Source organism: Leclercia sp. GLN_9, assembly GCF_043105735.1.
GTDB lineage: Bacteria > Pseudomonadota > Gammaproteobacteria > Enterobacterales > Enterobacteriaceae > Enterobacter > Enterobacter adecarboxylatus.
In genome coordinates this window covers 1-13,897 of record NZ_JBICLV010000009.1, presented here as the reverse complement: position 1 = coordinate 13,897, position 13,897 = coordinate 1, and the positions used below count along the sequence as shown (strand labels likewise).

Below are 13,897 nucleotides of genomic sequence, written 5' to 3'. Positions count from 1 at the left end.
GTCGCCCCGGTCAACCGATCGGGGCTTTGTGTGGGGTAAGTCGTAAGGGCATGTCGTGAACACATTACTGATGCGTCGCCTGCTGCAACTGGTGCCGATGCTGTTCTTTATCTCGCTGGTGGCGTTTTTGCTGGTCAAACTCGCCCCTGGCGATCCGGTGGCGGCCTACATCACCCCGCGCATGGCACCCGAGGATATTGAGCGTATCCGCCAGAGTCTGGGGCTGGATAAGCCGCTGGTGACGCAATATTTTCTGTGGCTGAAAAACATAGTGCAGGGCGATCTGGGGTATTCGCTGATCTATCACCGCCCGGTGTTAGTAATGATTGGTGAGCGTATTCCCGCCACGTTAGGCCTGATGGGGGCTTCGCTGCTGATGGCGATTATCCTCGCTATCCCGCTGGGGCTGCTGGCCGGCGCGTTTAAGCACCGCTGGCTGGATCATGTTCTGAACCTGTTCGCTTATATTGGCATCTCGGTGCCGATCTTCTGGTTTGGCATTCTGCTGATCACCGTCTTTGCCGTGCAGCTCAACTGGTTCCCCAGCATGGGGATGCGCACCATTGGCATGGAGGACAACTGGCTGGATGTGGTGCGCCACGGCGTGCTGCCCTGCATTGCGCTGACCTTCTATAACCTCTCCAGCTACATGCGCTACATCCGATCCAATACCCTCTCGCAGCTTTCTGCGGACTACGTGCAGACCCAGCTGGCTTACGGGGCCACGCGTTCCAGTATCCTGTTCCGGCATGTACTGAAAAACGTGCTGCTGCCAGTGTTCACGCTGTTTGGCCTGTCGTTTGGCGAGCTGGTGGTAGGGGCCTATGTCACCGAGAGCGTCTTCTCGTGGCCGGGCATGGGATTACTGGGGATCCAGTCGATCACCTCCCTCGACTACCCGCTGATTATGGCGATCATCATGCTCTCGTCGCTGATGCTGATCGTCGGTAACCTGATCGCCGATCTGCTCTATCGCTTCGCCGATCCCCGCATACGTACCCTGAGGTAACCCCGGATGAGCAGACGCTGGCAACAGGTTCGTCACCAGTTGCGCCGCAATCGTCCGGCGCAGTTCTCTCTGTTTGTACTTTTTATTTTTGTCGTTGCCGCCCTGTGCGCGGGGCTGAGTCCTTACGATCCGGATCAGATGTCGCTGGGGGCGCGCACGCTGCCGCCCGATGGTGCCCACTGGTTCGGCACCGACGAATACGGACGCGACTACTTTACCCGCGCGCTTTACGGCGGCCAGATCTCGCTCATGGTCGGCAGTCTGGCGATGCTCTTTTCGACGCTGATCGGCACCCTGGTCGGCACGTTGAGCGGCTACTTCGGCGGCTGGCTGGATAACCTGATGATGCGCGCGGTGGATATCCTGATGGCGATCCCGGCCTTCTTCCTGCTGCTGGTGCTTAATGCTTACCTGAAGCCCGGCGTGGATAACATCATCATGATCATCAGCCTGCTGACGTGGATGAATATGTCCCGACTGGTGCGTGCCGAAACGCTGTCCGTCAAAGAGCGCGAGTATGTGCTCTATGCCCGCGCCTCGGGGGAACATCCGCTGCGGATTATCTTGCGCCATATCATCCCTGGCGTACTGCCGACCATTATTGTCGCCGCCACGCTGAATATTGCTTCGGCCATTCTGATGGAGTCGACCCTCAGTTTCCTTGGACTCGGGGTGCAGGCTCCCGCCGCGTCCTGGGGCAGCATGCTTAATAACGCCCAATCGTATATCGGCGAAGCCTCCTGGCTGGCGATGTTCCCCGGCATCTTGATTTTGCTGACGGTGTTCAGTTTTAACGTGTTAGGCGACGTGTTCCGCACCGCCTTTGAGCCGGGAGCGAACCGCGATGAATAACTTACTTGAACTCGACAACCTGCAAACCACCTTCCGCACCCGCGATGGCGATGTCCACGCGGTGCGCGGGGTGAGCTTTCACGTGCAGCCGGGAGAGCTGGTTGGCATTGTCGGCGAATCCGGCTGCGGGAAGAGTGTCACCTGCAAGTCAATTATCCAGTTGCTGGGGAGCAACGGGCGTATCACCGGGGGACAGATCCGTTTCGACAATGACGATCTGGCGCAGAAAACCCCGAAGCAGATGCGCGCCATTCGCGGGAACCAGATCGCGATGATTTTTCAGGATCCGATGACCGCGCTCAATCCGGTGGTGACTATCGGCAGACAGATGTCTGAGATCCTGATGCGCAATAAAGGCTTAAACAAAAAAGCCGCCCGGGCGACGAGCATCGCCATGCTGGAGAAGGTGGGCATTGCCGAAGCGGAGCGCCGTTACGATCAGTATCCGCACGAGTTCAGCGGCGGTATGCGCCAGCGGGTGATGATTGCTATCGCGCTCTCCTGCGATCCCAAACTGCTGATCGCCGATGAACCTACCACTGCGCTGGACGTCACCATCCAGGCGCAGATCCTGCGGCTGTTAAAAAGCCTGCAACTGAAAACCCATACCGCCATCCTGCTGATCACCCACGATCTGGGCGTGGTGGCCCAGGTGTGCAGCCGGGTGGTGGTGATGTACGGCGGGCTGGTGATGGAAGAGGGGAGCGTGGAGGATATCTTTTATCGCCCGGCGCACCCCTATACCCAAGGGCTGCTGGCATCCCTGCCGCACCCGGAACAGACCAGCCATCGCCTGTCGCCTATCGAAGGCTCGCCGCCGGGGCTGCTGAACCCACCCCCGGGCTGCCCGTTTGCTGAACGCTGCCCACACCGAATGCCGCAGTGCGAGCGCCAGCCCGCGTTTTACATCACGGACCCCGGGCATCGTGCAGCTTGCTGGCTTCTGGCCGATAAGGAGGTGCAGGCATGAGCGAACAACATACCCCGCTGGTAAGCGTGCGGGACCTGCATAAACACTTCACCCTTAACGGCGGTCTGCTGCGCAAAGGAGTGGCGGTCAAAGCGGTGGATGGCGTTAGCTTTGAGATTCAGCAGGGGGAGACCTTTGGCCTGGTAGGGGAATCCGGCTGCGGGAAATCGACCCTCGGGCGCGCCATTTTACGCCTGTTTGATATCACTTCCGGCGAGATCGATTTCGCCGGACAGGCAATCGCCCAGGCCAGCGAAAAACAGCTCAAGCCGCTGCGCAAGCGGATGCAGGCCATTTTCCAGGATCCTTACTCCTCGCTGAATCCGGGGATGACCGTGCAGCAGCTGGTGGCCGAGCCGATGCAGATCCACGGTTACAGCCGCGAGGAGCAGCGAGAGCGTACTGAAACCCTGCTCTATAAAGTCGGGCTTAAACAGGAACATCTTCAGCGTTTTCCGCATGAGTTCAGTGGCGGCCAGCGCCAGCGCATCAGCATTGCCCGCGCGCTGTCGGTGCGCCCGGAGTTTGTGCTGTGCGACGAGCCGCTGTCGGCGCTGGATGTCTCGGTGCAGGCGCAGGTGGTGAATATTCTTCAGGATCTGCAGCAGGAGCTGGGGCTGACTTATCTGTTTATCGCCCACGATCTGTCGATGGTGCGCCATATCTCGACTCGTATCGGGGTGATGTACCTCGGCAAGCTGGTGGAAGTAGCGCCTGCCAACGCCCTGTATCAGCATCCGGCGCACCCCTATACCCGGGCTTTGTTAGCCTCGGTGCCGCAGCCCGATCCACGGATCCGCAATCTGGAGCAGGCTACCCTGCGCGGGGAGATCCCCGGCCCGACCTCCGTGCTGCCAGGCTGTAAGTTTTGCAGCCGCTGTCCGCACGTCATGCCGGTATGCCGACGCGAAGCGCCCGCGATGCAGGAGATCGCCCCAGGCCATTTCACGGCCTGCTGGTTGTTTAAGGTGTGAGGGCATTAAGAGCAGCAGATGGCGCACCTACAGGCACTGAATATGCGCAAGGGCACTTCTGACGTCTGTTTAATGGCAAAAAATTACGGTCACTCGATGCTGCCAGCGAAATGATAATGGAATAAGTCAGCACCGGACTCTACTTACGGATTAAGAGACAATCCGATGGGCAATTGCGCGGATATTGACACCCTTTGAATACCAGATGCTGCGTGGGGTAGCGGCATTCACGACGCCTATCGAAACGAATCAGATGTGGTAAGCTCTCGCCTGAATGATAGCCTGCATCAATGCTTGATTGCTCCTGATGCAAAAAAGAATGCTTCTCCGGTAAGTATTAATGAGGGTTAAAATAAATGCCTGAACAAGGTGCGTTATTGCTGTGGATGATTTCTATTCTTGTTGTATCTTGCTGTATTTTCAGTAGTAAATTTTTTCGCTTTATTGATGCTAACAATGATAGCCGCAGAAAGAACCTTGATGGCCTGCGCTTTTTTCTCTCCGTATTTGTGGTTTTTCACCATTACGGCCTCAGTTATTTTTATTTCGAGGGTAAGGGTTGGGTTCTGGAAAATCTGAATGATTATCCTCTCAATCTTCGGATAGGCTCTGCAGCCGTGATGATGTTCTTTATTCTCTCTGGATATTTATTTTATGGTATGAAGCCCGAACGCTGGGATCTCTTTTATTTTAAAAGAGTTCTGCGCATTGTGCCGATCTTCGTTGTTTCATCGTTATGCTGCGTTGCAATCGCAGCTTATACGAGACGACATAACCTGGATTTTACTGATTTTAGATACACTATCCTGTTCTGGTTTGATGGCGGCGTAACGGGTGTGAAGCCTGCCGTGCTGGGAATGGCTGATGCGACGCTGATTAATGCGGGCGTGACCTGGACATTGTTCTGGGAGTGGGCATTGTATTTCAGTTTGCCATTAGTGATCCTGTTGAGACAGAAAGCTATGCCCTTAACCGGCGCGTTAATCTGTTTATTCCTTTCCGCATATGTTGTGCATGGAATAAATCCCGGATACGGTGTCTTCCTGGCTTGTTTTTCATGCGGATTTTTAGCGCGGGCGTTCGTTCCTTCGTTCACAATGACGAAATTACATTACGATCTCAGCGCAGTAGTGTGTGTCGTGTTGGCTTTCTTATTCTACAACACGCCGTATAGCCTTTATTCACTCCCGGCTCTGACGTTATTGTTTATTTTTATTGTTAATGGCGCGGATTTGTTTGGCTTATTAACTCACCGGGCTATTGTCAGGCTTGGAGAGATCAGTTATAGCATCTATCTTCTGCATGGTATTGGCTGGTACTGCATGAATTATGCCCTGAAAAGTTCTGGCCTGAGTGTGGATGTTAAAATCTATATGATTTTCTCATCAGTTGGGTTTATCACGATATTGTTGCTCTCCGCAGCAACTTACAAATATATCGAGAAACCTTTTATCCAGCTCTCGATGCGTTCGGCAAAAAAAGCGGAGACCCGATCGCCAATTTGAAAGAACGCTAGCCACCTGCATTGGTAAACGTCATGCCTGAATCACCAGGCATGACGCAGACATACCGCGTTCATTATCATCAATAATCGCCAGTACCCCTTTTATCGGCTGCTCTGAGGTGTGTTAACTGGCGCTGATGCCAGCGTCCGAGCACCAGCACCGTGGTGAGTGCACCGAGCAGGGCGCAGAACATATCGGACTGCGTATCCCAGGGATCGCCCTGCGTCCCAAGGAAATCATCCGCGCCCTGGCCCATCGCCAGCGCCGCCCACCACTCGATCAGCTCGTAAGTGGCGCTGATCGCCAGCGCAATACAGCACACCAGAAAAGCCGTCATCTTGCGGCCAGTGACGTAGCCGCCGCGCACCAGGATCTCCCGGGCTGCCAGCGCAGGCACCAGCCCCTGGAAAAAGTGCCCCAGCTTGTCATACGGGTTACGGCTCAGGTGGAACATCTCCTGAACATCAAAACCGATGGGCACTTTGGCGTAGGTGTACATTCCGCCCACCATCAGAATAATGGCGTGCCAGAAGATCAGCGTGTAGAGCAGGGGAGTCAGCGGGTAGCGCCGTTGGGTGGCGAGCAGCAGCGGCACGATGATGATGACCGGCGTCACCTCCATCAGCCAGGTGATGCGGTCCGAGGTATACAGACCGGTGTAAATCAGGATCAGCAGCAGAAGCAGCGCGCCGACCTTTAATCCAGAGGAGAGTGCAGTTTGCGTCATGAGCGTTAACTGTTGAGTAAAAACAGACACTATTGACCGACGCGGCGAAAAACACAATGTTTGGCGAAGAAGCATAAAAAAACGGGGCCACTCACGGCCCCGTTATTATTGATAACAATCAGAACGACTTGCGTAAACGCAGACTGAAGGTGTGCGCCTGGTAGCGGTCGCCGGCCTGCAGGTCATAACGTGCGTCGAGGCTCAGATCGTTGGCGTTATACAGGGTCGTGCCTACGGCCACGCCTGCCATATCTTCCACTGGAGAAGCGCCTTTGGTGATAAAGCTGGTTTCACCGATGGCATCGGCGGCGTAGGTCGCATGGCTGCTGACCTGACGGTTATCGTACTGGTGGATCCAGGAGACCTGGGCGAACGGCGTCAGGTTACCCATGCCGGTGGCGAAGGTCTTCTCGATGCGGGCGCCGATGTCGCTCATCACAGACTGCGAGTGGGTGCTGCTAACATCCAGCGCCATGCCGTTGCCGCCGGTTTCGCTGTAACCATCCACATGCTGATAGCCATAGGTCAGGCCTGCCAGCGGGGTCAGCACCACGTCAGTCGGCAGAGTGATTGGATAGCCAAGCTCGCTTTGCAGGGTGATGGACTGGCCGTTGAACTTGCCGTGGGCGGCGCCGGAGAAGCCGGTGAAATCAGCGCGACGCACGGAGCTGTAGTTCTGACGGTTGAGACCCGCAGAGAGGTTCAGGTACCACGGATTGCCGGTGTAACCCGCGTAACCAATCACCCCGTAGTTATCGGCGGTGGAGTTGTTGCCGCTCAGGTTGTCTTTCCCGTGTACGGAGGTGTTGCTGTAGTTCAGGGCTGCGCCCAGACGCCAGTCATCACCCAGCGCGCGATCGGCACCGATGATCAGGCCGCCAAATTTCGCGGTGTAGCCGCTGACGTTGTCGGTGCTGTCCTGGCGGGCATAACCACCGAACGGCTGACCCCAGACGATCCAGTTGTTGGCGTAGTCATCACCGGTCGCCACACCGCTGACGCCGGAGGCTTGCGGGTTACGCACGGCATCAATGTGAGCACCCACCACTGCCTGAGCGGTAGACGTCGCCACGGTGGCTGCGGAACTGGTGTTGAGATTCTGGCTGGTGGACAGACGCTCGCCTGCGCGGTTTGCTTCCTGTTTACCTTCAATCGCCAGAGAGGCGTTGTAGAGATCTAACAGCTGCGGGGAGGCGATACCGGAGTAGCGCGCCAGCCCGCCGAGTGCTGCCGTGGCGCTCGGGATAGTGGCATAGCCACGTTTAGTCGGTTGAGCCGGAGTCGGTTCCGCTGGCGGCGTCGGCGGTGTTGGCACCGTAACGATCGGGGTGGTGACGTCGGGTTCTGTCACTACCGGCGGCGTAACCTCTGGCGTTGGCTCAGGCTGAGGTTCTACCGGCGCGATAACGACCGGCTCTGCGCCCAGGGTTAATACCAGGGCCTTGCTATCAGTAGCGTCATAAACAGATCCATTGACCGTACCCCGGTAGCCGAGGGCTTTATAATTCAGCCGATCGGCGTGGTAGTCGGTTTCTGCGCCGATGGCATTGATCACCACATAACGCTGGCCTTCAGCAAACTGGTAAGTGCTGCCGGTGCGCAGCAGTTTAATGCTGGAACCTGCATCGACAATGGCATTGCCGCTAACGTTGAGACGGCCATAGCCAGTATCGGCAAGCAGATCGCCGCGGGCATCTGTCAGATCGGAGACACCGGAAATCAGCGTTGCGGCTGCTTTTTGATGGTAATCACCGGCGATATTGATGCTGTTGTTCACCTGCAGGGAAGCCGCTTCGTTCTCCACGGTGCCGTTTGATGCAGGACTTTCATCGCTCATCTGCAGTGACATCAGGCCGTATTCAGGCATGCTGGTCACGATATTATCGTTCAGGAGCAGGGAGCCGGAGCCGAAGACGATATCGGAGCCGATAAGGGTGCCTGTCGCGCCGTCGATACCGGCCAGCGTGCCCGTGGTAGTGGTGCCACCGTTAATGATTAATGGTGTCCCATTTAAGGCGAAAATATTACCGGCAATATCGCCAGTGTTGGTCAGGGTCGCGCCATCGCTGTTATTACTCCCCACAAGCAGCGCAAACTTGCTGCCGGTTAACTGGCCATTGTTGACAATGTGCACCGCTGCGCTCTGGTTGTAATAATTCCAGAGATACATACCATTCGACTTGCCTGATATCTCACCGTTATTAACGATCTCGCTAATGCCGCCGTTACTATAGATACCGGTGAAGCTGCCATTAATCTTATTATCGTTGATGAGGGTATTAATGGTGCCCTTATTATATATTCCGGAACGGTCGTAATCATCAGAAGTCCCACCGTCAATCGTACCGGTGTTGTGCAACGTGCCGATCGTCCCATTATTGAAAATGGCGCTGTTTTGACCCGAGTAAATATTATTTTCGGATGGGGTAAAAGCGATCAGACCGGCATTGGTCAGGTTATCAATGGTTCCCTGGTTACTGATGGCGCGAGTACCAAAGATTTTACCTTCGGTGGTATTCAGTAAAGTAGTAATGGTCCCGGCATTGTCTATCGTGCCGTTATTATTGGAATTTGAGTCGTAGTAGTTATAGACGTTCTGAACACCCTTAATGGTGCCGCTGTTGGTGAAGGTGTTAATTACACCTGATTCACCTACCGCAACCACTCTGCCATTCTGGTACTGATTAAGGCTGGCAATGGTTCCGTTATTGTTAAGCTCACCTACTGTCCCATCAATCTGCACCACATGGCTGCTTAAGAACAGGGGGGTATTAATCACGTCGGTGATGGAACCATCATTGGTCAGCGTGGTGACACTCACGCCCGAATTAACGGCTAATGCTGAACCCGGGGCACCGGTGACACTTCCCGCCTGAGTGATATGCACTAACTCTTTGGCGTCAGCGATCTGCACATTGCTGGTTGGGGCACTGATAATTAATTCTGGAGATGTCGCGTAGGCGTGCGCGGTCGTTGATGCCACCAGCAGAGAGATAAGCTGGCTAAGACGTTTCTTTTCCATGGTGTACCATCATTAAAGTTGCGATGTTTTTGCAAAATGCAGCGGTGATTTCTTCGGATTAATCCGATATCTTCGGGCGCAGAATATACAATTCATTGCCGAAAACAATAAGCAGTACTTAATTATTTCCGCTTGAATTTATTCTCAATAAATTGTCATGTGAGTAATTTGCGTTAAGGCTGGTGGCGGTATGAGGATATATCCTCACTTTTTGCAGGGAACGGTATTGATTAATTTATCTTTATTGTTGGCAGGGTGTATTTCCGTCGATCCGTACATCTCTGCGCAAAAAATAGCCAGCGATAGTGGTCTTACCAGTGAGAGATTTGACACAGAGCTTTTCCCGGTTGTGGCATGGCATCGAATCACGCCGCCGGTTCACTCCCTGCGGGTTTACATCGAAGGAGATGGCTTTGCCTGGAAGAGCCGCACAATCCCGTCCGATAATCCGACGCCGCGTAATCCCACGGGCCTGAAACTGGCTGCGGCAGATAAGCAGGCAAATGTGTTTTATCTTTCCCGGCCCTGCCAGTTCATCGGGCCGCCCTTACCGGCTAACTGCCGCGTAAATATCTGGACGCAGGACCGCTTCTCCCCCGTGGTGATTGATGCAATGAGCGAGGCGCTCAACCAGATAGTGCTGCGCTATCCTGGGGTACAGCTCGATTTGGTGGGTTACTCCGGGGGCGGCAATATTGCTGCGCTGCTGGCGGAACGCCGGAGCGATGTGCGTTCTCTGCGCACGGTGGCGGGCAATCTCGATGTGGCGTATGTGAATGCCATTCACCATGTCACGCCGATGCCCACGGCTGAGAATGCAATCGATCGTGCTCCCGCGCTTCGCGCCCTGCCGCAGATCCATTACAGTGGCGGGGCCGACACCACCGTGCCGCCTGCTGTCGCCCGACGTTTTCAACAGGCTGTGGGGGGGAAGTGCGTGCAAACGGAAGTGGTCAGCGGAATGGAGCATGGTTCGGATTGGGGGGCAGTCTGGCCGGAATTACTGGCACAGGGGGTGCCGGAGTGCTGAGGTGTAAGCAACGTGAATGACGTCAGGACCAAATAATGAAAAAGAAAGAGTTTGTCACCCAGGATCTGCTGAGCAAAATCTACCAGGACACCACGGCGGGGCCACGTAAGCTTCCCCCTGAAAGACAGCTGGCTGAAGAGTATGGTGTCTCGCGTTTTACTATCCGCCAGGCGCTGGAAAAATTGGTCAGTATTGGCGTGGTGCGGATCGTGCAGGGATCGGGGATCTGGATCAACGAGCATGCGCGTAATAATCCGCTGATTTACAACTCGATCACGGAAAAACGATTCGATCAGATGCGCTACCGGATGATTAGCCTGCATAAGAAGAGGCCCGATCGCGTGGCGCAGCAGATCTTCGGCATCGATGAAGAGAGTTTTATCTGGCACTTTTGCCGGTTGCGCTACGTCGATGACCAGCCTGTACAGCTGGAAGTGTCCAGCATGCCGGTTGCAGATTTCCCGGACCTTAATCAGCAGGCGATTGAGCGTTCCATCCAGCAGTACGTACTTAGCAAAGGGTTGATCATTTCACATATGCTGACGACCTACCGGGCGGTCAGCGTCAGTCGTGAACAGGCAGTCATTCTGGGCTGCAAAAAAGGCAGCCCGGCAATGCATATTAATAATCGCGGGATACTGGAGGGAGGCCGGGTCTTCGAAGTGAGCGATATTATTGATATCAACTACACCTGCACCTGGGTCAGCCCGTATAACCGCGATAATTTAGCCTGGCGACAAAATCAGGGCGTATGAAGGGTGCCGTCCGGCAGGCGGCTTTGCGTCCACTCGTGTGGGCGATACACCACCGGGTGCGCGAGAGCCAGCTCTTCATTAAAGCCTGTGCCGATGCCGGGCGCTGTTGGGGGATAGATAAACCCGTCCTTCACCTCTGGCGCGCCAGGGAACACGCTGTCGGTAGTGGCGGAGCGCGGGATAAATTCCTGAATAGCCGCATTATGCAGGTGAATGTTCAGATGCGTATTCACCGCCACGCCGATGGGGGTCATATCACCGGGGCCATGCCAGGCGAGACGTACGCCGAAGGCCTGACACAGATGCGCCAGCTTCAGCGCGGGTGTGATACCGCCGATCTGCGAGATGTGGCAGCGAATAAAGTCGATGCGGCGATTCACGATAAGATCGTGCCATTCAGCTGGGTTATTGAATAACTCACCCATTGCCAGCGGCACGCAGCTCTGCTGGCGAACCTGTTCCAGCCAGGCGCTCTGCTGTGGCGGCAAAATATCTTCGATAAAGTAGGGCTGATAAGGCTCGAGCTGTTTTGCCAGCTGTACGGCCTGCTGCGGGAATAAACGTTCGTGGACGTCATGTAAGAAATGGAGCTTCCAGCCATATTTTTCGCGCAGGGCGTGGAACATTTCCACGGTATTACGCATATATTCATGCTGATCGAACCACGCACCCGGGGTCGGGTTCTCGGGGGCATGCAATGCCGATGGCGTGCCGCCGTAAAAACCAAGCTGGCAGCGGATGTGGCGATAGCCTTGCGCCACCAGTTGATCGACGGAGGTAAAAAGCTCCTCCAGCGTTTCGCCGCTAGCGTGGCTGTAAGCCGGGATCGCATCGCGGGATTTACCGCCCAGCAACTGATACAGCGGCATGCCAGCCAGCTGCCCTTTAATATCCCACAGGGCCATATCCACGCCGGAGATGGCATTATTCATCGCCGGGCCGTTACGCCAGTAGGCGTTAACGTTCATCATTTGCCACAGATCTTCGATGTTACTGGCATCCCGGCCTACCAGCAGCGGTTTGAGGTATTCATCCACGAGCGTTTTAACCGCCAGCGGGCGCTGCTGAAAGGTGGCACAACCGTGTCCTACCAGCCCTTGCCCGGTAGTTACCCGGACAGTCACCAGGTTATGTCGGTCCGGCCGGGTAATAAAACACTCGATATTATTGATAATCACAGGCGTCACGAAAAACTCCTTTGCTGCGCTGTGGAAATACGGAACAGGAATATCATCGCCCTAAAAATGTTTACAGGTAAACCGTTTTTTTTAATATTTATTTTGGTCAGTTATTTGAATGTATTTTAATTAAAAACCATACCAATTTTGGATTGATAGCGGTTTTATGGCTCTGGTAGTGGTTAAATGTGAGCGACATCAACTTTTATTGGTTTGTTTTGTCTGGATGGTTTATCTATTCTCGTGGCATCACTAAAACAACAACCATACCGGCAGGAGTCTTTATGGGGACGCAAGAAGCCATCAATAATATTATTCGTCTGGTAGGCGGCCAGGGGAATATTAATAAAGTCTGGCACTGTATGACGCGGCTACGGTTTGATTTAATCGACGATAATAAGGTTGACCAGACCGCAATCAAAAATCTGCCTGGCGTACTCGGCGCGCAGCTCCAGAGCGATCAGTTTCAGGTGATTATTGGGCCAAAGGTAAACAGCTGGTACGAGCAAATGCTTAATGTGCTCGGGCAGGGGAATGAGAAAGCGCCGACGGCGACAAAGGGGCGTAAAAGCCTGGTGTCCCTCTTTATGGATACCGTCTCGGGGGTGTTTGGCCCGATTGTTCCGGCCATTGCCGGTGCCGGGATGATCAAAGGATTGCTGGCCGGGCTGATCGCGCTGAAGGTGGTTTCGGCGAAAAGCGACACCGTCATGGTTATCGACCTGATTGCCAGCGGCGTCTTCTATTTCCTGCCGTTCTTTCTTGCTGTGTCGGCGGCGAAGATCTTTAAGACCAACGAGTATCTCGCCGCGGCAGTGGCCGCCTGTCTGATGTACCCTTCTTTAATAGAAGCAGCGAAAGCCCTGGCGACCCATCAGGAGGGGGCGGTTAGTGCCCTCTGGTTAATGAATGCGATCCCGGTCTCCGTCTTTAACTATGCCTCGAGCGTCATACCGGTGATCTTCTCAGTGCTGGCATTGAGCTATATCCATCGCTGGGTAGACAGCATCATGCCGGATGTTCTGAAAACGGTGTTCACGCCCACGCTTACCCTCTTTATAGGTGCGCTGGCGGCGCTGGTGGTAATCGGCCCGATTGGAATTTGGCTCGGTAAAGGACTCGCCTTCTTTATAGAGGGGCTGTTTAGCGTGTCGGCCAGCTTTGCCGGGCTTATCGTTGGTGCCATCCGCCCGGTGGCGATCCTGACCGGGATGCACCATGCGATGACGCCGATTGCTCTGCAAAACTTTAGCGACCGCGGCTACGACATGCTGATGCCGATGATGTTTATGGCCAATATGGCGATTGCGGGGGCGACATTTGCTATCTGGCGTCTGAGCCGGGACCGTCAGGAAAGAACCGTTACGCTATCGGCAGGCATCTCTGCGCTGCTGGGCATTACCGAGCCGGCACTCTTTGGTGTTCTGACGCGTTACAAGAAAGCGTTCATCGCCGCGACGGTGGCCAGCTCCCTGGCTTCAGCCTTTATTGCCTTCTTCGGTGTGCGTCTCTATGGCTACATTCTGTCGAGCATCTTCAGTTTGCCTGCTTATATAGGCCCGTATTTTGTCTTTGCTCTGGCAGGGGTGGCGATCTCTTTGGTGCTTTCCTTTACCTTAACCACCATTCTGGTGAGGAAAGAGCAAGTCGCAGAGTGATTCTGGCCCCGTCTTAGCGTGTATGTCGCAGGGAATCTGAGTATGTTTGTGGATAACTCTGTGGGCAAATGCGTATAAGGCGGGGTTTTGCTGGGGAATGCAGCAGTCAGTCATTTTTCTGTCATTTAAGGGTTGCGGCCTGAAGAGAACTCCCTATAATGCGCCTCCATCGACACGGCAGATGTGAATCACTTCACACAAACAGCCGGGCCGGTTG

General features: G+C 54.7%; 11 protein-coding genes. 8 read left to right on the top strand and 3 right to left on the bottom strand.

The features are described 5' to 3' along the window. Positions 1-55 precede the first annotated feature (55 nt). The 5 genes from ACF8PE_RS04545 (at position 56) to ACF8PE_RS04525 (ending at position 5,310) form a co-directional block, all read left to right on the top strand. Positions 56-1,009 (top strand): ABC transporter permease, encoded by a 954-nt coding sequence (locus ACF8PE_RS04545; RefSeq protein WP_336994990.1) that lies wholly within the window; start codon positions 56-58, stop codon positions 1,007-1,009. Positions 1,010-1,015: 6 nt separating this feature from the next. Next, complete coding sequence (locus ACF8PE_RS04540) at positions 1,016-1,861, top strand: ABC transporter permease (RefSeq protein ID WP_032614097.1); 846 nt, start codon at positions 1,016-1,018, stop codon at positions 1,859-1,861. Then, entirely contained in the window at positions 1,854-2,831 is a 978-nt protein-coding gene (locus ACF8PE_RS04535; protein ID WP_077226759.1) for an ABC transporter ATP-binding protein, read from the top strand. Before ACF8PE_RS04540 ends, ACF8PE_RS04535 begins: the two co-directional genes overlap by 8 nt. Continuing rightward, positions 2,828-3,805 (top strand): ABC transporter ATP-binding protein, encoded by a 978-nt coding sequence (locus tag ACF8PE_RS04530; protein WP_230430994.1) that lies wholly within the window; start codon positions 2,828-2,830, stop codon positions 3,803-3,805. The genes ACF8PE_RS04535 and ACF8PE_RS04530 overlap by 4 nt, the downstream gene beginning before the upstream one ends. Positions 3,806-4,161: 356 nt before the next feature. Next, positions 4,162-5,310, top strand: coding sequence for an acyltransferase (locus tag ACF8PE_RS04525; protein WP_077226761.1), 1,149 nt, complete (start codon positions 4,162-4,164; stop codon positions 5,308-5,310). 79 nt (positions 5,311-5,389) lie between these two features. Here ACF8PE_RS04525 and ACF8PE_RS04520 read toward each other — a convergent pair whose 3' ends face one another. Then, the gene (locus ACF8PE_RS04520) at positions 5,390-6,037 is read right to left on the bottom strand and encodes a DUF2238 domain-containing protein (RefSeq protein WP_077226762.1); all 648 of its coding nucleotides are present in this window, start codon (positions 6,035-6,037) and stop codon (positions 5,390-5,392) included. Between the two features lie 118 nt (positions 6,038-6,155). Further along, positions 6,156-9,059: an autotransporter domain-containing protein gene (locus ACF8PE_RS04515; RefSeq protein WP_392494637.1), complete on the bottom strand. Its 2,904-nt coding sequence runs from the start codon at positions 9,057-9,059 to the stop codon at positions 6,156-6,158. Positions 9,060-9,249: 190 nt separating this feature from the next. On the opposite strand from ACF8PE_RS04515, the gene ACF8PE_RS04510 reads away from it, so the two are divergent. Then, a complete protein-coding gene (locus ACF8PE_RS04510) occupies positions 9,250-10,089 on the top strand; it encodes an alpha/beta hydrolase (protein WP_077226764.1) in 840 nt (279 codons plus the stop codon). Positions 10,090-10,124: 35 nt separating this feature from the next. Then, positions 10,125-10,844 (top strand): GntR family transcriptional regulator, encoded by a 720-nt coding sequence (locus tag ACF8PE_RS04505; protein ID WP_032614086.1) that lies wholly within the window; start codon positions 10,125-10,127, stop codon positions 10,842-10,844. On the opposite strand, the gene ACF8PE_RS04500 is transcribed toward ACF8PE_RS04505, so the two are convergent. After that, entirely contained in the window at positions 10,832-12,031 is a 1,200-nt protein-coding gene (locus tag ACF8PE_RS04500) for an enolase C-terminal domain-like protein (protein WP_059307220.1), read from the bottom strand. The genes ACF8PE_RS04505 and ACF8PE_RS04500 overlap by 13 nt on opposite strands. Before the next feature lie 275 nt (positions 12,032-12,306). On the opposite strand from ACF8PE_RS04500, the gene ACF8PE_RS04495 reads away from it, so the two are divergent. Then, on the top strand, positions 12,307-13,680 hold the full coding sequence (locus ACF8PE_RS04495) for a PTS transporter subunit EIIC (protein WP_032614082.1): 1,374 nt from the start codon (positions 12,307-12,309) through the stop codon (positions 13,678-13,680). Positions 13,681-13,897 lie beyond the last annotated feature (217 nt).